At 47.2% G+C, this 24,081-nt stretch carries 20 protein-coding genes and 1 tRNA gene; 13 read left to right on the forward strand and 8 right to left on the reverse strand.

From position 1 onward, the window contains the following. Window positions 1–3: 3 nt before the first annotated feature. Both ICN37_RS06360 and rng read left to right on the forward strand, forming a co-directional pair. A complete protein-coding gene (locus ICN37_RS06360) occupies window positions 4–627 on the forward strand; it encodes a nucleoside triphosphate pyrophosphatase (RefSeq protein WP_216155758.1) in 624 nt (207 codons plus the stop codon). Beyond that, complete coding sequence (gene rng / locus ICN37_RS06365; RefSeq protein ID WP_215320441.1) at window positions 624–2,087, forward strand: ribonuclease G; 1,464 nt, start codon at window positions 624–626, stop codon at window positions 2,085–2,087. Before ICN37_RS06360 ends, rng begins: the two co-directional genes overlap by 4 nt. Window positions 2,088–2,097: 10 nt before the next feature. On the opposite strand, the gene msbA is transcribed toward rng, so the two are convergent. Continuing rightward, window positions 2,098–3,861 carry a lipid A export permease/ATP-binding protein MsbA gene (gene msbA / locus ICN37_RS06370; RefSeq protein WP_215320443.1) on the reverse strand — a complete coding sequence of 588 codons (1,764 nt, stop codon included), beginning with the start codon at window positions 3,859–3,861 and terminating at the stop codon, window positions 2,098–2,100. Between the two features lie 10 nt (window positions 3,862–3,871). Between msbA and ICN37_RS06375 the strand changes: the two genes are divergently transcribed. From ICN37_RS06375 to ICN37_RS06385, 3 genes are read left to right on the forward strand one after another with little or no spacing between them, the layout of a single operon-like run. Further along, entirely contained in the window at window positions 3,872–4,633 is a 762-nt protein-coding gene (locus ICN37_RS06375; RefSeq protein ID WP_216155761.1) for a glycosyltransferase family 2 protein, read from the forward strand. Then, on the forward strand, window positions 4,630–5,409 hold the full coding sequence (locus ICN37_RS06380; RefSeq protein ID WP_216155764.1) for a glycosyltransferase family 2 protein: 780 nt from the start codon (window positions 4,630–4,632) through the stop codon (window positions 5,407–5,409). The genes ICN37_RS06375 and ICN37_RS06380 overlap by 4 nt, the downstream gene beginning before the upstream one ends. A gap of 2 nt (window positions 5,410–5,411) precedes the next feature. Further along, complete coding sequence (locus ICN37_RS06385; protein ID WP_255538477.1) at window positions 5,412–6,581, forward strand: glycosyltransferase family 9 protein; 1,170 nt, start codon at window positions 5,412–5,414, stop codon at window positions 6,579–6,581. Window positions 6,582–6,595: 14 nt separating this feature from the next. Here the strand turns inward: ICN37_RS06385 and dnaE are convergent, their stop codons facing one another. After that, window positions 6,596–10,213 carry a DNA polymerase III subunit alpha gene (gene dnaE, locus ICN37_RS06390; protein ID WP_215320449.1) on the reverse strand — a complete coding sequence of 1,206 codons (3,618 nt, stop codon included), beginning with the start codon at window positions 10,211–10,213 and terminating at the stop codon, window positions 6,596–6,598. Window positions 10,214–10,228: 15 nt separating this feature from the next. On the opposite strand from dnaE, the gene gluQRS reads away from it, so the two are divergent. Then, on the forward strand, window positions 10,229–11,173 hold the full coding sequence (gluQRS, locus tag ICN37_RS06395; RefSeq protein ID WP_370623820.1) for a tRNA glutamyl-Q(34) synthetase GluQRS: 945 nt from the start codon (window positions 10,229–10,231) through the stop codon (window positions 11,171–11,173). Here the strand turns inward: gluQRS and ICN37_RS06400 are convergent. The 3 genes from ICN37_RS06400 to ICN37_RS06410 all read right to left on the reverse strand — a co-directional run bounded on the left by ICN37_RS06400 (window position 11,160) and on the right by ICN37_RS06410 (window position 14,381). Continuing rightward, complete coding sequence (locus tag ICN37_RS06400) at window positions 11,160–12,638, reverse strand: DEAD/DEAH box helicase (protein WP_216155770.1); 1,479 nt, start codon at window positions 12,636–12,638, stop codon at window positions 11,160–11,162. The two genes, gluQRS and ICN37_RS06400, sit on opposite strands and share 14 nt — an antisense overlap. A 6-nt stretch (window positions 12,639–12,644) precedes the next feature. Further along, window positions 12,645–13,052 (reverse strand): heme-binding protein, encoded by a 408-nt coding sequence (locus ICN37_RS06405; RefSeq protein WP_215320454.1) that lies wholly within the window; start codon window positions 13,050–13,052, stop codon window positions 12,645–12,647. Window positions 13,053–13,196: 144 nt separating this feature from the next. Further along, on the reverse strand, window positions 13,197–14,381 hold the full coding sequence (locus tag ICN37_RS06410) for an alanine--glyoxylate aminotransferase family protein (protein WP_216155772.1): 1,185 nt from the start codon (window positions 14,379–14,381) through the stop codon (window positions 13,197–13,199). 216 nt (window positions 14,382–14,597) lie between these two features. On the opposite strand from ICN37_RS06410, the gene ICN37_RS06415 reads away from it, so the two are divergent. Next, window positions 14,598–15,284: a GntR family transcriptional regulator gene (locus tag ICN37_RS06415; protein WP_216155774.1), complete on the forward strand. Its 687-nt coding sequence runs from the start codon at window positions 14,598–14,600 to the stop codon at window positions 15,282–15,284. Next, window positions 15,281–18,358, forward strand: coding sequence for an FAD-binding and (Fe-S)-binding domain-containing protein (locus ICN37_RS06420; RefSeq protein ID WP_216155775.1), 3,078 nt, complete (start codon window positions 15,281–15,283; stop codon window positions 18,356–18,358). The genes ICN37_RS06415 and ICN37_RS06420 overlap by 4 nt, the downstream gene beginning before the upstream one ends. 33 nt (window positions 18,359–18,391) lie before the next feature. Here ICN37_RS06420 and ICN37_RS06425 read toward each other — a convergent pair whose 3' ends face one another. From ICN37_RS06425 to queG, 3 genes are read right to left on the reverse strand one after another with little or no spacing between them, the layout of a single operon-like run. Next, entirely contained in the window at window positions 18,392–18,733 is a 342-nt protein-coding gene (locus ICN37_RS06425) for an AzlD domain-containing protein (RefSeq protein ID WP_251368449.1), read from the reverse strand. A 17-nt stretch (window positions 18,734–18,750) separates the two neighbouring features. Continuing rightward, window positions 18,751–19,536 carry an AzlC family ABC transporter permease gene (locus ICN37_RS06430; protein WP_215320462.1) on the reverse strand — a complete coding sequence of 262 codons (786 nt, stop codon included), beginning with the start codon at window positions 19,534–19,536 and terminating at the stop codon, window positions 18,751–18,753. A gap of 27 nt (window positions 19,537–19,563) precedes the next feature. After that, complete coding sequence (gene queG / locus ICN37_RS06435; protein ID WP_216155777.1) at window positions 19,564–20,658, reverse strand: tRNA epoxyqueuosine(34) reductase QueG; 1,095 nt, start codon at window positions 20,656–20,658, stop codon at window positions 19,564–19,566. Window positions 20,659–20,701: 43 nt separating this feature from the next. On the opposite strand from queG, the gene tsaE reads away from it, so the two are divergent. From tsaE to ICN37_RS06460, 5 genes are all read left to right on the forward strand, one after another. Continuing rightward, complete coding sequence (gene tsaE / locus ICN37_RS06440; protein ID WP_216155778.1) at window positions 20,702–21,244, forward strand: tRNA (adenosine(37)-N6)-threonylcarbamoyltransferase complex ATPase subunit type 1 TsaE; 543 nt, start codon at window positions 20,702–20,704, stop codon at window positions 21,242–21,244. A 14-nt stretch (window positions 21,245–21,258) separates the two neighbouring features. After that, window positions 21,259–22,605, forward strand: coding sequence for an N-acetylmuramoyl-L-alanine amidase (locus ICN37_RS06445; protein WP_216155780.1), 1,347 nt, complete (start codon window positions 21,259–21,261; stop codon window positions 22,603–22,605). 87 nt (window positions 22,606–22,692) lie between these two features. Next, window positions 22,693–22,768, forward strand: a tRNA-Lys gene (locus ICN37_RS06450). A gap of 129 nt (window positions 22,769–22,897) precedes the next feature. Continuing rightward, window positions 22,898–23,095, forward strand: a complete 198-nt coding sequence (locus ICN37_RS06455; RefSeq protein WP_048812067.1) for an antitoxin VbhA family protein — start codon at window positions 22,898–22,900, stop codon at window positions 23,093–23,095. Further along, entirely contained in the window at window positions 23,073–23,666 is a 594-nt protein-coding gene (locus tag ICN37_RS06460; protein ID WP_216155782.1) for a Fic family protein, read from the forward strand. Before ICN37_RS06455 ends, ICN37_RS06460 begins: the two co-directional genes overlap by 23 nt. The last annotated feature ends 415 nt before the right edge of the window (window positions 23,667–24,081 follow it).

Here is a 24,081-nt window from a genome sequence, read left to right on the forward strand (position 1 = left end):
CCGTTGCACTCTTTTATTTATCTCGCTTCGCAAAGTCCTCGCCGCCAAGAGATCTTAAGGCAAATGGGTGTTCGCTTTGAAATGCTACTGCCAAGTCCCGGTGAAGATAATGAGAGCATCGAAACACCTCTCCCACAAGAAAAAGCACGCACCTACGTAGAGCGCGTTACCTTGGCAAAAAGTGCTGCAGCACTCAGTCGATGGGAAAAAAGCGGCTTACCTTGGGCGCCGATACTCTGCGCCGATACCACTGTAAGCCTACCCAATCATCCCAATGGTGAAATTCTGGGTAAGCCAGTTGACGTAGCAGATGCCACCCGAATTCTGACTATGCTCAGCGGCAAAATGCATGAAGTTCTTAGCTCAGTAGCAGTGACCGTCAGCCCCAATGAAAAACCCATACAGCTTGTACAGATTTCTCAAGTTCAGTTTGCTGATTTGTTGATAGAGCAGATTGACGCCTACATCGCCAGCGCCGAACCCTTTGGTAAGGCTGGCGCCTATGGCATACAGGGCTTGGGCGGATCTTTTATTCCCTCAATTCAGGGTAGCTATAGCGGTATCATGGGTCTACCTATTTATGAAACGAAGCTTTTACTAGATCGTGCCCAAGTTAGCAGCTTATGAATGAAGAAATACTAATTAATATCACCCCGCAAGAAACGCGCGTTGCTTTAATTCAGCAAGGAGCAGTTCAAGAGCTACAGATTGAGCGCACTCGTCAACGCGGTATTGTGGGGAATATCTATTTAGCCAAAGTGGTTCGTGTACTACCAGGCATGCAATCGGCATTTATCGAAATTGGTCTTGAGCGCACAGCATTTATGCATGTCGCTGACATCACACAAAATAATCCTCAAGCACAAATTGAAAAATTATTGTTTGAAGGTCAAACGCTATTAGTGCAAGTCTTAAAAGATCCTTTAGGAACTAAAGGCGCGCGCTTAACAACTCAGTTGAGTATTGCTGGACGCAATTTAGTTTATCTACCTCCAGCAGGTAGCGATACTGCTACTGAAAAATATATTGGTGTTTCTCAGCGGATTGATCAACCTGAAGAGCGTGATGCCATTAAGGTACGTCTTGCAGGCCTAATGGCTGAAGACGAAAAAGGCGGCATCATCGTCCGTACCAGCGCTCAGGATGCATCCGATACGGAACTTCAGCATGACATGCTTTACCTACGCACCACCTGGGAAAACATTCATGCTGCCATGAAACACAATCCAGCACCAACCCTACTCTATCAGGACCTTAGCCTAGCTGAGCGGGTATTACGCGATGTTGCCGGAGAAGACACGACTCAGATCCGCGTGGATTCGGCTGAGAATTTCGAGAAGCTCAAAGCTTTTACAAACGCTTATATGCCCAACCTTCTGGGCAAACTGACTCTACATCGTGGCGAGCGCGCCCTGTTTGACTTATTTGATGTTGATGCCGAGATTAATAAAGCACTAGGTCGCCGAGTCGATCTCAAGTCTGGCGGCTATCTCATGATTGATCAAACTGAGTCCATGACTACGATTGATGTAAACACGGGTAGTTACGTCGGCGCACGCAATCTCGATGACACCGTCTTTAAAACCAATCTAGAAGCGGCCCAAGCGATTGCACGCCAACTCCGTTTGCGCAATCTAGGCGGAATCATCATTATTGATTTCATCGACATGCTGGGCAAAGACCATCAAGAATCAGTATTGCATGAACTCAAACGCAATCTTGAGCGCGATCATGCGCGCACCTCAGTGAGCGACTTTTCCGCATTGGGCTTAGTGGAAATGACCCGCAAGCGGACACGGGAGTCATTGGCCCACATCACCTGTGAGCCCTGTGCCACTTGCCTGGGCAAAGGTGAGATTAAAACCGCCCAAACGATTTGTTATGAGATTTTGCGTGAAATTGTGCGAGAGCATCGCCAGTTTAATCCGCGAGAATTTCGAATTGTGGCTGCGCCAGATGTAATTGATTTATTCCTAGAGGAAGAGAATCAATTCTTGGCGCAGTTAGGGGATTTCATTGGCAAGCCAATTACCCTGCAAGCGGAGGGTAGCTTCCGCCAAGAGCAATACGATATTGTTCTGAGTTAAGTTTTCTGAATTAAGCGTTAGAGAATTGGATGCGATGTAAGTTCGCATACAAGCCATCATGCTTAATGAGATCCTCGTGAGAGCCATTCTCGACAATCTTGCCATGCTCCAGAACCACAATTCTATCGGCATGTTCAATAGTAGATAAACGATGCGCAATCACTAAGGTAGTTCTATTCACCATTAAGCGCTCGAGCGCTTCCTGAACCTGACGCTCAGATTCAGAATCCAATGCTGAAGTTGCTTCATCCAAAATCAAAATTGGCGCATTCTTATATATTGCTCGGGCAATAGCCATACGCTGGCGCTGTCCGCCAGATAAGCGATTACCGTTATCCCCCACCATCGAATCAACGCCCTCAGGCAACTCTTTGATCAGCGCGCTCAGATTGGCAGCCTCCAAAGCCTCCATGACACGTCCGCGATCAATGCCATCATGATCGTTAGCGCCATAGGCGACGTTGGCAGCAATCGTATCGTTAAAGAGAATGACATCCTGACTTACAAAGGCAATCTGGCGTCGCACATCAGCCAACACAATATCTTCAATAGGAATGTCATCTAAGAAAATGTGGCCGCTGGTCGGCTTATAGAAGCGTGGCAATAAATTAACGAGCGTAGATTTACCGCCACCTGAAGGACCAACGAAAGCTACAACCTCACCCGGTTTAATGTTGAGATTGATATTGCGTAAAGCATCTTTTCGCCCTACATCTTGTTGATATGAAAAGCCAACATCATCAAAACGAATAGCGCCTTTTGCCTTATTGAGCGACTTCATGTTTTGCTTACGCTCTTCATCTTCTTCAAAAGGTTGATCCATCAATCCAAAAATCATTTCCGCAGCAGTAAGGCCACGTTGTAGTGGCTGATTAATATCAGCCAAGTGCTTAAGTGGTGAAATCACCAACATCATGGCGGTAATAAAGGCTGCAAACCCGCCGACAGTCGTGCCTTCGGTGGCAGATTGCATCAACGCGATTACTAGCACTACGGATAAGGCCATAGAGGCAATCAGCTGAGTAATTGGCTGATTTAGCCCGCCCGCCACAGCAGACTTCAAAGCAAACTGACGTGCACGTTCAGCCTTTTGCTTAAAACGATTCGCTTCGTACTCTTGAGCACCATGAACTTTAACTATCTTGTATCCCGCAGCTGCCTCTTCCACAATATAAGCAAGCTCACTGGTGAGTGTTTGCTGTTCTCTATTGAGCGATCTTAGGCGACGATTAATTTTGCTCATGATGAATGCAATCACGGGAAAAATAAACAGAACAACCAATGTCAATTGCCAGTTTAGGTAGATGAGATAACCCATTAAACCAATTACAGTGAGTGAATCACGAACTAAGCTAATTAACATTCCACCCATGATGGAAAGAACATTATTTACCTCAAAGACAACGGCATTAATCAGATTTGATGCGGAGTTCTGTTGAAAAAAAGTGGTCCTTGCATGCAACAGTGTTTGAAACATTTGCTCACGCAATTTTAATAACACCGCATTAATTACGCGAGTTAATAGATAGTTGGATAAAAATTGAGCCAAACTACGAACCAAGGCCAAGCCGACCAAAAAAACAGGGACTTGCCAGAGCTTGCTATTGAGCTGACCAGTGAACCCGCGGTCCAACAAAGGTTTCATCAGAGCCGGAATGGAGGTTTCGGCGCCAGCCACCAAAGCCATGGCTAAAAGTGATCCAATAATCAAGCTGTAATGGGGCTTGAGGTAGGTAATTAAGCGATTTAGGGCGGTGCGGTCTTGAGCATTCATATAATGAATTATGCCCACCTTATCAGTCATACTCATCACCCGCAATGAAGAGGCCAATTTGGACGATTGTCTGGCCTCTCTGGAGGGGATCGCCCAGCAGATCGTGGTTGTCGATACCAACAGCTCTGACTGCACCCTAGAAATAGCCAAAAAGCATGGGGCAAGCATTTCTCAGCCTGCGGATTGGCCCGGGTTTGGACCCCAGAAGAACCGCGCCCTGGATTTAGCTACCAGCGAATGGGTTCTATCGCTGGATGCCGATGAAAGACTGACTCCGGCTCTCAAATCGGAAATTCTGACAGCGATTCACCATAGTGCCCATGTAGATTGCTTTGCCATCCCCAGACTTTCTTGGTATTGCGGACGCTTTATCCGCCACTCTGGCTGGAGCCCGGATTATGTCGATCGTTTATTTAAACGCGGTACCGCCCGCTTCTCGGATGATTTAGTTCATGAGCGCCTGATACCGAATGGCCAAGTCGCCAAGCTAGAGAACCCCATGTTGCATTACAGCTTCATGAACTACTCTCAAGTCCTTCAAAAGCTAGATCGCTACTCCACCGCTTCCGCAGAGCAAGCATTTGCCAGAGGTAAAACCAGTAGCCCCCTCAAGGCAGCCCTGCATGGCGCTTGGGCATTTTTCCGTACCTATGTTTTGCGTGCGGGATTCTTAGACGGCCCCCAAGGATTTGCATTGGCAGTATCCAATGGTCAGGGAACCTATTACCGCTATATTAAGTTGTGGCACCTGAATCAGGAAACCAGTAAATGATTTCGATTTTGCTGGCTACCTATAACTGGCCACAAGCACTCAAGCTTTGCCTAGAATCTCTAGCCACTCAAACTGATCAGAACTTTGAAATCATCATTGCTGATGATGGCTCTACTGAGAGCACAAAACACCTCATTGAATCCATTAAAGCCTTACACCCGGCCTCTATTACTCATCTTTGGCAAGAAGACCAAGGCTTTCAGAAAACCAAGATTCTTAATAAAGCAATCGCTGCAGCCCATGGCGACTACCTGATTTTCTTGGATGGCGATTGCATTGTCCAGCCAGACTTTGTAGCAAAGCATCGTGCGCTGGCACAAAAGGGGTACTTAGTTACTGGCAGCAGAGTCCTGCTAAATGAAAGCCTCACCACCGAATTGCTCACTTGGCCCCAGTGGAGTTTTGAGCGCTTTTTTTCAAACCTCATTAGCAAGCGCTTGACTGGCGGCATCAATAAATATTGGCCTCTCAAAGTAAAGCTAGGCAATGGCTCTTGGCGCGACTATAAAAAATTTGTTTGGCGTCGCATCAAGGGTTGCAATATGGCTTGCTGGAAGGCCGATGCTGAAGCTATTAACGGCTTTGATGAAACTATGACCGGCTGGGGCCATGAGGATGCGGATTTTATCTTCCGCCTGCAACACCATCGCATTCATCGCAAGTCAGGCTCATGGTCTACTGAAGTCCTCCATCTCTTTCATCAAATCCATGATCAGAGTAACGCCGCTGAGAATGCTCGACGGGTTCGTGAGAAGATCTTGGCTAAGGCCCTTTGAGCATGCGCACTGCCATGACTGCGTACTCCACACTTAAACCTAAAAAGGTTTTATTTATTGCCACGAGGCAAATTGGAGACGTATTAGTAACAACACCCTTAATTAGCAAGGCTAGAGAGCTTTGGCCTGATGCGGAGTTTCATTTTTTGGGGTATCGCGGCAAGTTAGAGATGCTTCATGGCAATCCTGATATTGCTGAGGTGATTGAAACTTCGGATAGACCGGGTTTTGGGGAATATCTCTCGCTCTTTAATCGCCTATTTCAACGCTATGACTTAGCTTTTGTTACGCAACCCAGTGATCGCGCTTACCTTTATGGCTTAGTGGCGGCTTTTAGAAGAGTCGGTGTTCTAGGTGGTCATCCTCAAGGCAAAGATGCGCAAGATCAACAAAAGCGAAGTAAGAGTGAGAAGCAAAATACCTGGAAGAAATTCATCTGTATGCACACAGTGGATATTGACTACTTTCAGCAGCATGTCATTACCGAAAAACTGCGCCTGCTAGAGGTCTTTTTTAAAAACCGAGCTGAATTATTTTCCAAACCGATCACAGTTACTCCGCCTACAGGAGAGCCCTTAACGCCGGTCATTACAAACGAACTTAAGCAACCTTATGTTGTTGTACACCCAGGACCCTTAACGGCCTATAAGCGCTGGCCCCTTGCGTATTGGCAAGAGCTCATCACCTGGCTCGTAAAGCAGAACTTCCAGGTAATCCTCAGTGCTTCACCCGCCAAGCAAGATGTACAACTCAATCACGACATCATTTCTCTGCTAAATGAAGAAACTAAGAAAAAAGTGGTTAATGCTGCTGGTAAATTATCCATTCCGCAAGCGGGCACCTTGATTCGTGGTGCTGCTTTGTATATCGGAGTTGATACTTCAATCACCCATCTAGCAGCAGCATGCAACACACCAACCATCGCCCTCTTTGGCGCCACCCCACCAACGAACTTTGGGCCATGGCCCAATGGTTTTATTGGTGAACAGCCATATCAATTGCGTGCTCGCACCCAAACCGTTGGCAGTGTCACCATCCTGCAAGGCCCTGGTGAATGCGTGCCTTGCCGTAAAGCAGGATGCTTAGATAAGGCCGATAGTTATAGTGAGTGCTTGGACTTACTAAAGCCCAAGCAAGTCATCGAGGCGATTCAGAAAGCATTACCGAACTAGATCAACCAATACGATCAGTGATACTGAATCTGTACAGGATCTTTTTGCTTAGAAGCTAGGATTTGATTTAGTCCGTGCAAGCAAGCATCGTCTGGATAAATACGCAACTCTTCTGGGAACTGCATCAAGCATGCGCCCCCACTGGTAGTAACGGCAGCCGTCAGCATTAAGCCTTTCATACCATCATTCGATCCCGGCGCAGCAGGGGCAGATGCACCAAGCTTAGGATCACGCACACGATTAGCCATAAGGTAGGGATTAATTTGGCTACGGAGCATCTTGATATCAATTGCGTTATCAATGCAGACATGAACATTGCGAGCAAAACGCATACGCGCACCCGTGATATCCATCACTGCCTCAGACACAATGCGCATACCGCCTGAGAACTTATCAGGCGTCACATTGACCTTGGCAACCAAGAGCTCATCTTCTTTTAGCCAAGAGCGATTAGGCTCGTAGACTTCGCTATACAAAGTGACTTCGAGGGCAGCGGAGCCATCATCGATAGTTGCAATCATCATGCGACCGCGTTGCCCAGTCAGCATTCGTGCTGAAGTGATAATGCCGGCAATGAGTTGATCTTTACCCTCTGTTACCTTAGCTAAAGGCTGCCGGATAAAGTGAGAAGTCTCATCGCGATAGGCGTCAAACATGTGCCCCGTTAGGCAAAGACCTAAGGCATTCTTCTCTTCTTGCAAACGCTTCTTCTCAGACCAGATAGGCTCGCGCACTAACTCTGGAAGATGGCGATCCTCTTCGCCAGCTGCCTCAAACAAGCTCACCTGGTGAATCGATGCCTCCGCTTGCTCAGCAGCCTCAATCGCTCTAGCTAAAGAGGCAAGCAAGGTAGAGCGAATGTCATACAAATTTCCGCCCGCAGGAAGAGAGTCACGATACAAGCTATCAAACGCACCAGCACGCATCAGCGCTTCAATAGCGCGGCGATTGACTTGTCTACGATCCACTCTTGCACAGAAATCAAACAAATCTTTAAATGGCCCGCCACTTTCACGCGCCTTCACGATGGATTCAATTGCTGCCTCACCAGTACCACGCACAGCACCTAAGCCATAACGAATGTGGCTGATGGATGAATCTGGAGCTGCATCGGGTGCGCGCAATGGCGTGAACTCATAAACACCAGTATTGATATCAGGAGAGAACACCCGAATGTTATTGACTAAGCAATCGTCATACAGAATTTTCACCTTATCGGTGTCATCCATTGCGAGTGATAAGTTGGCCGCCATAAATTCAGCTGGGTAATACGCTTTGAGCCAAGCAGTTTGATATGCCAAGAGTGCGTATGCAGCAGCATGGGACTTATTAAATCCGTAGCCAGCAAAACGCTCCATCAAGTCATAGATCTCATTTGCCTTTGACTCGGTAATGCCGCCCGCTTTTGCACCATCACTAAAGATTTTGCGATGTTGAGCCATCTCTTCAGGCTTTTTCTTACCCATCGCACGACGTAACATGTCGGCACCACCTAGTGAGTAGCCACCAATCATCTGCGCCATTTGCATCACCTGCTCTTGGTAGACCATAATGCCGTAGGTCTCACGAAGAACAGGCTCAATTCGGGGATCTGGATACTCCACTTTTTGACGACCATGCTTACGTTCAATAAAGTCTGGGATCAAATCCATTGGGCCTGGACGATACAACGCTACCAAAGCAATAATGTCCTCAAAGCGGTCAGGCTTGGCTTCACGTAGCATGCCTTGCATACCGCGGCTTTCTAGCTGGAACACGGCAACGGTATTGGCGCGCTTGAGAACATCAAATGCTTTTTCATCATCGAGCGCAATCTCACCGATATTCCAGTCTCTGCGATCAGCGTGTAATGCTTTAATCCAACGCTCTGCTGCTGCCAAAATAGTAAGCGTAGTCAGACCCAGGAAGTCGAACTTCACCAAGCCAATCGCTTCTACGTCATCCTTATCGAACTGGCTAATAACGGAGCTACTGTCTTGATCTTTACTTTCTTGCGTATAGAGCGGACAAAAATCGGTGAGACGCCCTGGAGCAATTAATACGCCACCCGCATGCATACCGACGTTACGGGTCATACCCTCTAGCTGTTGCGCCAAGGAAAGTAGTTGACGCACTTCATCTTCATTCTTTTCGCGCTCGGCTAATTGCTTCTCTTCCTTCTTAGCCATCTCAATGGTCATGTACTGACCTGGCTTATTCGGAATGAGTTTAGCGATACCGTCTACGAAGTTATAACCCTGCTCTAATACGCGCCCTACGTCACGAATCGCCGCTCTCGCAGCCATCGTGCCAAAGGTAGCAATCTGACTTACCGCATCTTTGCCGTATTTATCTTTTACATACTGAATCACACGGTCACGACCATGCTGACAGAAGTCGATATCGAAGTCGGGCATCGATACCCGCTCTGGATTTAGAAAGCGCTCAAAGAGTAGGTTGTAACGGAGCGGATCCAAATCGGTAATCCCGAGTGAGTAAGCCACTAAAGAACCAGCACCCGATCCGCGACCAGGGCCTACAGGCACGCCATTATTTTTAGCCCAGTTAATGAAGTCCGCCACAATCAAGAAATAGCCTGGGAAACCCATTTGAGAAATCGTCTTGACTTCAAATACCAAACGATCGTGATAGCGCGCCATTTCTTTTTCGCGCTCTTCTACATCCGGGAAATTGCGCTCCATGTGGCGCTTCAAACCAATTTCCGATTGCTGCAAAAGATAGTCATCGAGCGTAATACCAGGAGGCGTAGGGAAATCTGGTAAACGCGGTTGACCTAATACCAATGAGAGATTGCAACGCTTGGCAATTTCAACCGAGTTCGCCAATGCGGCTGGCAAATCTGCAAAACGTTTTTCCATTTCCTCTTGGGTTAGGAAGTACTGCTCGTCATTAAACTTTTTGGTTCGACGTGGATTGCCGAGTAACTCGCCTTCAGCAATACAGACCCGGGCCTCATGCGCAGTAAAGTCGCTCTTTTGCATGAACTGCACTGGGTGTGTTGCCACCACTGGCAAATTTAACTCGCTGGCCAGATGACAGGCAAGTTGGAGTTGTTTTTCATCTTGAGGATTACCACCGCGCTGGACCTCGATATAGAAAGACTTCGGAAAGAGTTTTTCGTAGCGTCTAGCAACAATCTTCGCTTGATCTTCTTGCCCACCCAGTAGCGCGATGCCGATTTCACCCATACGTGCGCCAGAAAGTGCAATCAAGCCATAAGAGAGTGTGCGCTTGGCAGCTTTATCCTCTGCTTTTGCAGCGGGCTCACTAAACCAAGCGGCATCGACTTCAGCGCGACCACGGGATTGATTGTCGAGAGATGCCCTACTGAGCAACTCACATAAATTGAGGTAACCGGAATGATTTTGTACCAAGAGCAATAAGCGATGAGGCTGATCTGGATCCTGAGGATTGCTCACCCAAACATCCGCCCCAGCAATGGGCTTGATCCCGCCAGAACGGGCGGCAGTATAGAACCGCACCAAACCAAATAAATTACTTAAATCGGTAATTGCTAACGCACCCATCTCATCTTTGACGGCAGCAGCCACCGCATCATCAATGCGCACGACTCCATCCGTAATCGAAAACTCGGAATGGACGCGGAGATGTACAAAACGGGGTGAAGCCATGAGATGATTTTAGCTGTGTCGACATTCAAAAACCCTCCACCCCCAACCGGCGGCTATCGCGGGCGATTCGCCCCCTCGCCTACTGGTCCGCTACATGCCGGATCCCTGGTTGCTGCCCTGGGAAGCTGGCTAGATGCCCGAAAAAACGGGGGTAAATGGCTGCTCAGAATCGAGGATTTGGACACCCCAAGGTGCCTCCCTGAGGCAACCAGGCAAATTCAGGCTCAATTGCTCGCCTGCGGCCTTTCTTGGGACGAGGAGGTCGTTCAGCAATCTCAGCGCCAAGAGGCTCATCAAAGGGCTTTAGAACGCTTAAATGGGCTTCAATGCCTGTATTCCTGCACTTGTTCAAGACAAACCATTGCCAATGCCCTGGCCAAGCTCGGAATAGAAACTTCCCGAAACCAAGAAATGGTCTATCCCGGCACCTGCCGCCCCGCTACCTTAATTAGCAATCACGCAGAATCTTTCGGGGAATTGCAGCGGGCTTGGCGGATTGCCCTTCCCCAAAATTGCCATATTGAATTTAGGGATTTAGCTCTAGGCTCTCAAAACCAAAACCTCAATACAGAAGTGGGTGATTTTGTAATACGCAGAACTGATGGCTTATTTACTTATCAGCTAGCTGTAGTGGTTGACGATGCCGAGCAGAACATTACACACATCGTTCGTGGCAAAGATTTGCTGAGTAATACTGCAAGGCAAATTTATCTACAAGAGCTATTGGGATACAAGCGGCCAGAATATCTTCACCTGCCACTGGTGCTGGATGAGCACGGTGAAAAACTCAGCAAGCAAACTTTAGCCACCCAAATCAATACGCAAGATGCAAAGCACTCGCTGATAGAGCTACGTAAAGCGGCAACACATTTGGGATTGCAGAATTTGCCGGATGGCGAGAATGTCACTATTGCAGAGTGGCTGCTTGCAGCCACTCATGCATGGCCTACTTTTTCTTAAAGCCGCCGAGTAAAGCGCCAACAGCGGGCTTAGCAGGGGTAATGCCCGCCTTCTTCTCTTCTGGCTTAGCGGGATCTGCAGAAGCTGATGGTGCTGCAGATGGCTCGTAAGGCTTGTAGAAAAAGGGGTCAGACATTTTGGCTGGTGCACTGTAAGAACTTCTAGATCCACTGGAGCCGCCATAACCACTAGATGAAGGGCGGCTTTGTGAAGGTTCACCTGCTGGTAAAGGCTGCACATCCAGCTTGCGCTTCATTAGCTTTTCGATATCGTCAAGCAAACGCTTTTCACTGGCATCCACCAAAGCAATCGCATCACCTTTACTACCAGCACGACCCGTACGGCCAATGCGGTGAATAAAATCTTCTGCGTTGTAAGGCAGCTCGTGATTAATCACGCACGGCATATCGGGAATATCTAAACCTCGAGCAGCCACATCGGTTGCTACTAATGCTTCGATTGCGCCAGATTTAAATGCGTCCAAAGTTAAAGTACGCTCACCCTGACTCTTGTCACCATGAATCGCGCCCGCTTTAATACCGTCACGCTCTAAGGCACGAGATAACTTTGCACAGCCTAAACGACTATTGGTAAAGATGATGCATTGGCGTGATAAGCCAGCACGAGTACGTGCTTCAAGGACTTTGACAATCGCGCGTTGCTTATCGGCAGAGGAAACCATGTGCACTACTTGTTTCACCGTATCAGCCGCAGCATTTTGACGTGCCACTTCAACCGTTACCGGAGTACGTAAATAACTTTGTGCCAGTTTCTTAATTTCTGGTGAGAACGTTGCAGAGAACAACAATGTCTGTCTTTGCGCAGGAATCAAATCAATGATGCGCTGTAGGTCAGGCAAGAAACCCATATCAAGCATGCGATCGGCTTCATCTAAAACCAAAATCTCCACTTGGGAGAGGTTGGCCACTTTAGAGCCAATGTGATCAAGCAAACGTCCTGGAGTGGCGATCAAGATCTCTACGCCATTACGCAGTATTGATACTTGTTCTTTCATATCCACGCCACCATAAACAACGGCAGCGCGTAAATCAGTGTGTTTGGAATAGCTTGCCGCATTCTCGGCTACTTGCACTGCCAGCTCACGGGTCGGAGTGAGAACCAATGCACGGATTGGATGACGTGCTGGCGATGCGCTATTACTGGCGTGACGCAATATCTTTTGAATAATCGGCAATACAAAGGCTGCTGTTTTACCAGTACCAGTTTGTGCTGCACCCATTAAGTCACTGCCCGCCAATACATGCGGAATAGATTGCGCTTGAATCGGAGTAGGAATGGTGTAACCCTGCTCAAGAACCGCTTTTTGAACTTTCGGATCTAAACCAAAGTCAGCAAAAGTGATTGTTGCCGCAGGGGCAGCAGCAGCGCTAGTAATATCAGTAACGCTAGGGGTAGCGGTGTCGCTAACCCCTGAAGAATTTATTTCAGTAGCAGTATTTGTCAAGGTAACTTACAGGATGGCCGCAATGCCAGCCTTAGCGGTTTCAGCATCCTCGGTCGATTTAACGCCGGAAACGCCGACTGCGCCGATGGTAAACCCATTTACATCGATATTGACCCCACCCTCCAACATGCCCGAAATATGTGGGGCAGATAAGAAAGAGGTGCGGCCGTTGTTAATAATTTCTTCATAAACGCGACTCTCACGTTTACCCATTGCAGCTGTACGTGCTTTTTCTTGTGCAATGTATGCAGATACCGGAGCACAACCATCACGACGAATCAAGCCCAACATATGACCGCCGTCATCACAAACGGCAATCGTTACAGCCCAATTATTGGCAGCCGCATGATTATTTGCTGCGTCCAAAATCTTTTGAGCATCAGCTTGAGTGAGGTAAGGTTTAGTCGCAGTCATGTTTAATCTTTCTATCTCGAATATGGTGTATTTATTTTATGCACTTCTATATAAGTACTTGAATTATAAGGGGTGTAACCAGATTGAACCTGAGGAATCTAGCTCCACCCACCCTAATTTGCTCTAAGTTGCCCTAAGTACTTCTTATTTAAGGAACTCTTGGGCTGCAACGACTCCGCTGGCCTTCGGTTTGTAACCCATAGAACCCAGACTCATCTCTACCCCACTGAGGGCGGCCATCAAGCTCAATTCATTGCAATCGCCTAAATGGCCAATGCGAAATGCCTTGCCTTTGATCTTGCCTAAACCCGTTCCCAAGGAGAGGTTAAATTTCTCCAGTGCATGTTTACGCAATACGTCAGCATCCATACCTTCTGGTGTCGCGATACAAGTAAGCACTGGTGAATAGCAGTCTTTATCTTGACACTGAATTTCTAGACCCCATGCATTAACCGCTTCACGACAAGCAGCAGCTAAACGCTGGTGACGTGCAAAGATCGTATCCAATCCTTCGGCCATCATCATGTCCATGGCTTCATGTAAACCGTACATGAGATTAGTACTTGGCGTAGTTGGCCAGTAACCCGATTTATTGGATTCGAGAATCTCGTCCCAAGCCCAATACGATTTATGTATTTTGTTTTTTTCACTAACTTCAATTGCACGCGGTGATAAAGCATTAAAGCCAATTCCAGGTGGCAACATCAAGCCTTTTTGTGAGCCGGAGATAGTTACGTCCGCGCCCCATTTGTCATGTTCGTAATCGGCTGAACCCAAGCCGGATACGCTGTCTACGAGCAATAAGGCAGGATGCTTTAAGGAATCAATTGCTTTACGAACCGCTGCAATATTGGAGGTAACGCCAGTTGAAGTTTCGTTATGCACAACACAAACTGCTTTGATCTCATGACCAGTATCTTTGCGCAAACGCTCTTCAATCAGAGATGCATCTACACCCCAACGCCAAGAATCTTGTCCGGCTTTAACAACCACTTCAACGTCTAAACCAAGACGCTTACCAAGTGCACGCCACAAGTTTGCAAATTGACCAGTTTCATAGAACAACACTTTGTCACCAGGATTGAGAACGTTGACTAATGCACCTTCCCAAGCACCCGTTCCGGATGCGGAATAAATAATGACCGGTTGCTCAGTTTTAAAAATCTTTTTGATGCCATCCAACACCTTGAGGCCGAACGCACCAAATTCTGGACCACGATGATCGATAGTTTGATAGCTAATGGCGCGCAGTACGCGTGGGGGCACAGGACTTGGGCCAGGGATATGTAAAAAATGGCGTCCTGATGCGTGGTTATCAAGTTTCAACATGCTTTGTCTCACTTTTAAAGTGTTTATAGGTAGTAATTTCTGTTGATAGTGTATGACAATTTTTAGTAAATAACCATTTTGTATACAAATTATTTTAAATAATCATCAGAATAAAGCTTAAATTGAGCATTTAAGGGCTGTATTTATACCTTAAGATAGTTTATTCTTATTTTGTATACAAATTAATAAGCCAATAGCTTAACTAAGGGTTGATCCATGACCGCAATAGAACAGCCAAATTCACAAAATTTGCATGAAGCGACTTTCGAGAAGCTGAGATCCCTCTTGGTTGAGGGCAAGATTGCCCCTGGCAGCAAATTGAATGAACGTGAACTGGCTGAGAGCCTCAACGTCTCCCGCACCCCCATTCGGGAGGCGATTCGCCGTCTAGCAGCCGAAGGTTTGGTAGAGCTGATCGCCAATCGTGGTGCGATTGCTGTGCAACTCAGCCTTGCAGATGTTTTAAATACGTTTGATGTCATTGCAGACCTCGAGGGATTTTCTGGAGAATTGGCTGCCAACAATATTAGCGATGCCACCCTCTCTGAATTAGAAGCCCTCCAATATGAAATGATGGCCTCCTATGCGCGCCGAGATTTATCGAGTTATTACAAACTCAATTTACGTATTCATCACTTGATTAATCAGGCGGCAAACAATCCTGTTCTCTCCAAACTCTTTACGCAAGTCAATGCGCGCATTGAAGCATTACGCTTTCGTTCCAATCAAGATGGCGTTAAGTGGGAAAAGGCTGTGGAAGAACATCAAGAAATGCTCGATGCCCTTAAGGCAAGAGATGGTGTCCGCATGCGCAAAATCATGATCCAGCACGTCAGAAATAAACGCGATGTGGTTGCTCAATTACTCCAATCAGAATCCCCGTTAGAATCCGCCAAATCATGAACAAACCCTTAGATCTTAAAGAACTCATGGTTGATCAAGCGGCTTTAGCGGCACGTCTTCGCAAGGAGACTTCAGGTGAGGTGATGACTGATAGCGCCAGTCGTGGCCGCTATGCAACCGATGCCTCAATCTATCAAGCCATGCCGGTTGCAGTCTTTGTGCCGAAGACTGCACAAGATATTGCTAGCGCGATTCAGATTGCAGCGGAGATGGGTGTACCCGTTCTACCGCGTGGAGGCGGTACTAGTCAGTGCGGTCAAACTACTGGCGCAGCACTAGTTATTGATAACACCAAATACTTCAGAAATGTTTTAGATCTCAATCTGGATCACGGTTATGTTGAAGTTGAACCGGGCATTGTCCTAGACCATCTCAATGGCTCACTCAAACAACACGGTCTTTGGTATCCAGTGGACGTTTCTACTGCTGGACAAGCGACGATTGGCGGTATGGCCGGAAATAACTCTTGTGGTAGCCGCTCAATCGCTTACGGCAATATGGTGCATAACGTTTTAGGTATTGATGCTTGGTTAGCAGACGGCAGAGTTGCCAACTTTTTCGATTACGCAAGCAGTACTGGTGCGGCAAAGCAGTTGGGTGGTTTTGTTAAAAACCTAGCCACCACTCTCCAACCAGAAATCGAAGCACACTTTCCTAAGGTGTTGCGCCGTGTTGCAGGATATAACCTCGATATCTTCCACCCTCAAAGTGAATTACCTTATACCCAAGATGGCAGCGTCAACCTTGCGCACCTTTTAGTTGGTAGCGAAGGCACCCTTGGGTACTTTAAGTCCCTCAAACTCAAGCTCGCGCCTTTGCCACAACATAAGGTGCTGGGTATTGTGAACTTTGCTAGCTTTTATAAAGCTATGGATAGTGCTCAGCATATTGTGAAGTTAGGTCCAACTGCTGTTGAGCTGGTTGATCGCACCATGATTGATTTAGCGCGTAGCAATCCCAGCTTTAAGAAAACCATTGAAACCGCCTTAATTGATCACACAGCCCAGACTCCAGAAGCCATTTTGTTGGTTGAGTTTTCCGGTGAATCTCATGCACCATTGCTTGAGAAGCTCAAAGCCTTACAAGAACTGATGAGTGATTTAGGTTTGCCAGGATCTGTTGTACCCATGCCTGATGCTTCTTTGCAAAAGAACTTATGGGAAGTGCGCAAAGCGGGCCTCAACATCATGATGAGTCTCAAGGGTGACGGCAAGCCGGTGAGCTTTATTGAAGACTGTGCTGTTCCACTAGAGAGTTTGGCTGAATATACCCAAGCCTTAACAGATGTGTTTTCTAAATATGGATCACGTGGTACTTGGTATGCCCATGCTTCTGTTGGCACCTTGCATGTGCGCCCTATTTTGGATATGCGCAGAGATGGCGCCCAGAAAATGCGTGCGGTTGCTGAAGAAGCTTCCGCCTTGGTACGCAAGTACAAAGGCGCCTATAGCGGTGAGCATGGCGATGGCCTCTGTCGTGGCGAATGGATCTCTTGGCAGTTTGGCCCCAAGATCACTGAAGCCCTCGCACAAATCAAACACGCTTTTGATCCAAAGGGATTATTTAATCCAGGCAAGATCATTAATCCACCTAAGATGGATGATGCGAGCAACTTTAGATTTCCACCAAGTTACAAAGTCATTCCTCTACAGCCTGTATTAGATTGGTCTGCTTGGAATGTGCAAAACGATGCTATTACAGAAGCAACTACTGCTCCTGGCACAGGCGGTGACCCAGCCATGGGCTTAGCTAAAGCAGTGGAGATGTGTAATAACAATGGCCACTGCCGCAAGTTTGATGCTGAAGTGATGTGCCCTAGCTATCGCGTAACGCGTGATGAGAAACACCTCACCCGTGGTAGAGCAAATACCTTGCGTCTAGCGCTTTCGAATCAACTCGACATCAAAGATGGGGCCTCACCGCTCGGTAGCGATGCGATTAAAGAGGTGATGGAGCTATGTGTGAGCTGTAAGGCTTGTCGTCGCGAATGCCCTACTGGCGTAGACATGGCGAAGATGAAGATTGAGTTCCTCTCCGCCTATAAGAAACGTGTTGGACACTCGTTACGGGATTTAGCGGTTGCCTATTTACCTAAATACGCCCATACGATTAGCGCTATTCCATTCTTGCCAGCATTACTCAACTTGCGCAATCACATTAAACCTATTGCAACACTCCAAGAGTGGGTCATGGGTATTTCTGCACAAAGAAGCTTGCCGAGCTGGAAAAGCAAGACCTTCTGGAATCAGAAAGCAGCAAACTCTTATGAGTACATACCAGAGCAGTTTGCTAGCAACTCTGATGGCAAAGGCATAGTTCTGTTGGCAGATACCTTTAACGCCTACTTTGAAGATGAAAATCTCCAAGCGGCATTAAAAGTACTCAATGCTGCTGGCTATCGCGTGCATATTCCGCACAAGAGTCAAACAAATAAAACAAAGCAAGCTAATAACAATGAAAATGGCTGCTCTAAAGAATTTTGCTGTGGCAGAACCTATTTAGCTGCAGGCATGGTCGATAAGGCAAAAGCCACTCTCGGTGAATTGGTTGATCACCTCGCGCCATACGCAGCTAAGGACATCCCAATCATTGGTTTAGAGCCTTCCTGCTTATTTACCTTGAAGGATGAAGCCTTGGTGATGGGTTTTGGTGACAAAGCAATAAGTGTTTCTAAGCAAGCGCAATTACTCGAAGAGTTTTTATCTAGCGAAGTACGAGCAGGCAAGCTCAAATTGAATCTCAAAGCGGCCGATAAGTCAGTGCTTTTTCATGGTCACTGCCATCAGAAGTCATTTGCTGCAGTGACCCCTGCAATAGAATTACTCAAGCTCATTCCTAATGCAGAGCCTAAATTGATTGAATCTTCTTGCTGCGGTATGGCCGGTAGTTTTGGCTATGAAGCCGAGCACATTGAAGTGTCTAAGCAAATGGCAGAAGCTAGTCTTTTGCCTAGTATTCGGAAATCACCAGACAGTTGGGTGGTAGCCGATGGCACTAGTTGTCGCCATCAAATTGCCGATGGCGCCCAACGAGAGGCTGTGCATATCGCTAGAATTTTGGCGGCGCATCTATAGGAGAAAAAAGGGAACGGAGCGGCGTATTTTTATTTAACGAATGACGCCATAACCCACCATTAGCAAAGTTCCTGTCAGCAAGGCAGGAACCAAACGCTTGGTGGGTTTAGAGATCATCACGCCGATAGCTAAAGCACAAATCAGCGCTCGTATCCACAAAGGTACGGTTGCCATCAGGCCGAGCGGCATCACAATCAAACGAATAGTTAAAGCAGCAACCATCGCATAGGTCACAGCAGCCAGCCAGCGGAAGATCTCGCTATCTTGGTTGATGCTTTGCGATAGCAATACACCGATCGCACGACAGAAGTAGGTGCCCAGACAGGCGCCCACTAAGGCAATCCACAAACCCCATCCAGAGAGGGCGTTAGTCATGGTGTTGATTGTGTCTATCATCCAAGCACCCCAGATTTTTTGCGCAAGAACTTACGGTCAATAAAGTAGGCGATGGTTCCGGAGACTAATCCTGCGGTTAATAGGCTGGTATCGCGATCAACTATGAAGAAGATGGGGCCAAAGATACAACCTAAGCAAATCGCAATACGGTTAATCCAAGGCTTTACTTCAGTAAATGTCAGTAAGAAAAACAAGGGATTAATAAATACCAATCCTAAGGTGACTGGTTTGGGCACCATACCCGCCAGGTAAAAACCCAGAATGGTTCCCGGAATAGAAATCAACCAGCATAGCAATCCCAAGCCAACAAAATAGCTAAGGCGATGCTTCACTTCAATCGCATGAAACTCGCGCATGGAGATAGCCCATGCTGTCATCGCTAATAGATGAACAGAAGCATATAGACTGCGATTGCGATCTTTTTGGTGGAACTGAGGAAAGAGTGTCACCGTCATCGTAATGAAGCGCGTGGATGTCAGCGTGACAGCCAAAGCGATAGCCACAACAGATGAGCCGGTAGTAGCCATCTCGAGCAAGACCACCTGCCCCGGTAATGCAAACATAAAGAAGGAAGTAAAGGTCGTAAACCAAACATCAAAGCCGTTGGTTTTACCCATTGCTCCGAAGCCCACCATGCCAGCAAAGAGCACCATTGCTGGAGCGCCCGCTGCATCCCGGATACCAGACCAAAACGCATCGCGTGAATTTTTAAAGCGCTCTGCCGCAGACTCTTCTAGCGCGATTTCGCTGGGATCAATATAGGGCTGGTCTGCGGATGACATAACTTAATTGTAAGCTTTATAGGACTTCTAAGCCTTCAGGGCCCATTTAATATGCTCAGCTACTAGAGCATCAGCTTGGGCAAGTGCCTCACTTAAAGCTGCGCGTATGGCTGACTTATCAGCTTCGACTACCTGATTACTTGCTAGCCCATTACCTATTGCTACAGCCAAATTACGACGCCAGCGGCTATAACCAATTCTGCGAATGGCACTGCCTTCATGTCGTCGCTCAAATTCCGCTTCAGTCCAGGACCACAGGTGCAAAAGTGATGCCTGCCCCAAGCCATGGCGTCTGGCAAAGTCTGGTAACTCAGTGCGTTTAGCAAATTTATTCCATGGGCAAATCAGTTGGCAATCATCACAGCCATACACACGATTACCCATCGCACTTCTAAATTCAACTGGTATGGCTTCAGGATTTTCAATAGTGAGATAAGAGATACATCTACGTGCGTCTAATTGATACGGCGCAGTAATAGCTTGAGTAGGGCAAATATCGATACAAGAGGTACAGGTACCGCAATGCTCTTCAATCTCTTGATCTAATGGAAGTGGTACATCCACCAAGATCTCACCCAAAAAGAATGTCGAGCCAGATTCTCGATTCAGTAAGAGCGTGTGTTTGCCGCGCCAACCTAAACCCGCCTTACGTGCCAACTCTACTTCCATCAGCGGAGCCGAGTCTGTGAACACGCGATAACCTAATTTACCAATGCGCTCTTCAATGAGTAGGGCAAATTCTTGCAAACGATTACGAAGTACCTTGTGATAATCACGCCCTCTGGCATACATCGAGACCACTGCTTGAGTGGGATCTTCCAAGCGTTGCCACTCAGTATCGAAATCAGTTTCGGGCGGAAGGTAATTCATGGACACACAGATGACGCGCACGGTACCGGGAACTAAGAGCTCGGGATTGGAGCGTAATTCAGCATGGCGTTGCATGTATTCCATATGACCGTGACGACCCTCAGCCAGCCATTCCTGCAAACGTTCTGTTGCAGACCCCAAATGAGTGTCGGTAATGCGTAAGCCATCAAATCCTAAGGATGCAGCCTGCTCCCCAAGCCAATCACGTAGATTGGACTCATCTAAAGATTGAGGACTAGTAGATAAAGGCATATGGAATACAGAATGTAGCGCAATAATTGAATAAACTAGGGGAATGGCTCAAACACAGGCAACCACAGCAATTCCGCTCACTGCAATAGATCTCTATTGTAGGCAGGAAGCCGATACCGCCTCTCTTGCTAAGCATCTGGCTGCCAGTTTTGAGCACTTTCTGACTAATCAGCCAGGTTCCCATTTAAACATCTCTCTAGAGGGTGATCTTGGTGCTGGCAAAACGACCTTTGCGAGATACCTCATCCAGGCGCTAGGTCACGAGGGCAAAGTAAAGAGTCCTACCTATACTTTGTGCGAGCCTTATCCGCTGCAATTAAAAGAGCAAGCAATCACTGTTCATCACTTTGATTTGTATCGCATGCGTGATCCCCTGGAATGGCAAGAAGCGGGATTTGCAGAGCATTTTGATGTCCCGGGTATTTGCTTAATTGAGTGGCCAGAAAAAGCAGAGGGCACTTTGCCTGCATTTGATATTCAGATTCAGTTAGCTACAGGCGCCGATGAAAATGAGCGCATCATCACAATCAATGTTTTATCTGCGCAAGGTAAAACCTTGGTTGATGACATACAAGCGTCTCGGTAAGAGCTAAGCAGTTAATGAGTAATCAAAAAATCAATCTCTCCAGAAGGCAACACCTCAAGACTTCTGCGAAGTTCTTAAGCTTTGCTCTTTTGCTGACTGAGCTTGATATTGCTTGGGGTGCCAAGATATTAGGTGTGCGTGTCTGGCCTTCTGAGGACTACACTCGCGTTACCCTGGAATCTGATAAGCCACTCCCGATTACGCAGCAGATTTTGACGAACCCAGATCGCTTGGTAGTTGATGTACAGGGATTAGAGCTAAATCCGACTCTTAAAGATTTGGTAGCTAAAGTAAAGCCAAATGATCCGTATATCTCGCAAGTTCGGGTTGGGCAGTTTCAACCAGGGGTTGTGCGTTTGGTATTTGACTTAAAAGAACCGATCAAGCCGCAACTCTTTACGCTTGATCCCATTGGTGAGTACAACTACCGCATGGTGTTTGACCTCTACCCCACTACGCCACCAGATCCATTAATGGCTTTAGTGAGAAGTAGCGCCAAGAAAGAAAGCGCCCTGGAAAAATCCAATGAAGAGGTGGATCTCATTGCACAGTTCGCCACCAAGAAAGAAAAAGAGCTGACTAAAACTCCAGCAGCACCAGTTGCGCAAGCTATTCCAGACCCAAAGGAATTGCCAGCACCCGCTAAGTACAAACGCCTGATCACGATTGCGATTGATCCCGGCCATGGCGGCGAAGATCCTGGCGCCATTGGCGCAGCAGGCTCACGAGAAAAGAATGTCGTACTCGCCATTGCCAAAAGACTCAAAGACAAGATTGAAGGCGAAGCCTATATGCGCCCTTTCTTAACTAGAGATGGCGATTACTTTGTACCACTGCATGTCAGAGTTCAAAAAGCCAGACGTGTTGAAGCGGATTTACTTGTATCCATTCATGCTGATGCTTTCATTGAAAGAAATGCCAAAGGTGCATCCGTATTTGCACTTTCCCAAATGGGAGCCAGTAGTACTGCTGCCAGATGGATGGCCAATAAAGAAAATGCTTCCGACTTGATTGGCGGCATTAACATCAAGACTCAAGACAGGCAGGTTGCTAACTTGCTATTAGATATGTCGACTACCGCCCAGATTAAAGACTCCTTACAGGTGGGCAACTCCATCTTGAGGCAAATTGGTGGATTTGCACCTTTACACAAAGGCAAGGTAGAACAAGCCAGCTTTGCTGTTTTGAAGGCTCCAGACATCCCCTCAATCTTGGTTGAGACCGCTTTTATTAGCAATCCGCAGGAAGAAGCCCGATTAAACGATGATGGCTATCAGGACCGAATTGCAGAGGCGATTTTGAAGGGAATTAAGGACTATTTTTCCAAAAATCCACCGGTTGCCAGACGGATAAATTCATAAGTCACTTGTAAGTACAAGGGTTGAGGGGCAGCCCCCGCAGACCTGAGGATGGCAAACAAACTTCTTGCTATAATTTATGGCTTAACTGGGTCGGTAGCTCAGTCGGTAGAGCAGCGGACTTTTAATCCGTTGGTCGCGAGTTCGAATCTCGCCCGACCCACCAGTAATACCAAAAGCCACCTTCGGGTGGCTTTTTTATTGCCTGCATCATCCTCCAAAATAGCTCTTTAAACCCTGTTTTAGGGCTATTTATTGACTAGGAAATCAGCCCTAAATCTACTAAAATAGGTACATGCCAACTAAGTTTGCCACCCAATCTCAAACCCGCCAATACAACGTTTCTAACGCTGTGGCATCTGCTCGGATTGAAGGCATTGTTCCAACCAAGCAGTTAGAGCAAAACCTCACTGATTACGTTGCCGGCAAAAAGAGTATTGCGCAAATATTGGAAGAAACCAAACAACGTTATGTCACGCTACGACGCGGATGACACTTACTGCTACCCAGGTACAGACGTACTTCGAAATAAAGCAGACATAACTAACGCAGAAGATTTAGACGCCTACGAAGGTGAGCTGTCTACTTTGCGATCGATTGAAATTCTAGAAAATCCTATAGCGGGTCAATTTGACCTTGCCCATCTTCAGCGCATTCACCTAGCCCTCTTTCAAGATGTATATGACTGGGCAGGAAAGATTCGTACCGTTGACATTAGCCGTGGCAATAGTCGTTTTGCTAATGTACGTTTTATTGAATCAGCCGCAAACGATATCTTCACTAAATTAGCCCGTGAAAACTGGCTTAAGGGGCTGGATGCTGTTGCTTTATCAAAATGCCTGGCCCACTACCTATCAGAGATAAACGCCCTACACCCTTTTCGAGAGGGAAATGGTCGCGTACAACGCATATTTATCTCCCAACTAAGTCAACCAGCGGGCTATCAACTCGACTACTCCGACCTGGAACAGGAGCAAATTTATCGAGCCATGGAACTGGGCTTTAATGGCGATGAATCCATTCTTGCCGATCTCATTTTGGAGCGCCTGGAGAAAAGCCAATAGGCTTGAGCAAGTTGTAAACCTGTCTGAGCCAATTAGACCTCTTTAAGCCCGTTGGTCGCGAGTTCGAATCTCCCGACCCACCAGTTATACAAAGGGATCACAGCAATGTGGTCCCTTTTCTTTTGGGTAGATGGAATGTATTGGCAACTGTATAAACTCAATAGAAGATCTATTGGACCGTGATGAGTGGGGATGGTCTACGCTGGAAGAGACTGAGCATCTCGAAACGCGACAGTTTGTCGGGTAACCAGACATTTCATAGGCAGTTGGTTGGCAGGCAGTTGAGGGCCGAGGCTGTGTAAAAACTCAAAACACTTCCATTAATTTCGATTTAGAGCGTGCACACGGGTTTTGGTTTCTCAATAAAGCGCCCTGAGGGGCTCAAGCATCCTGTTTCGGTAAATATTGGTCTTTT

It is taken from the genome of Polynucleobacter sp. P1-05-14, assembly GCF_018881675.1.
Classification (GTDB): Bacteria; Pseudomonadota; Gammaproteobacteria; order Burkholderiales; family Burkholderiaceae; genus Polynucleobacter.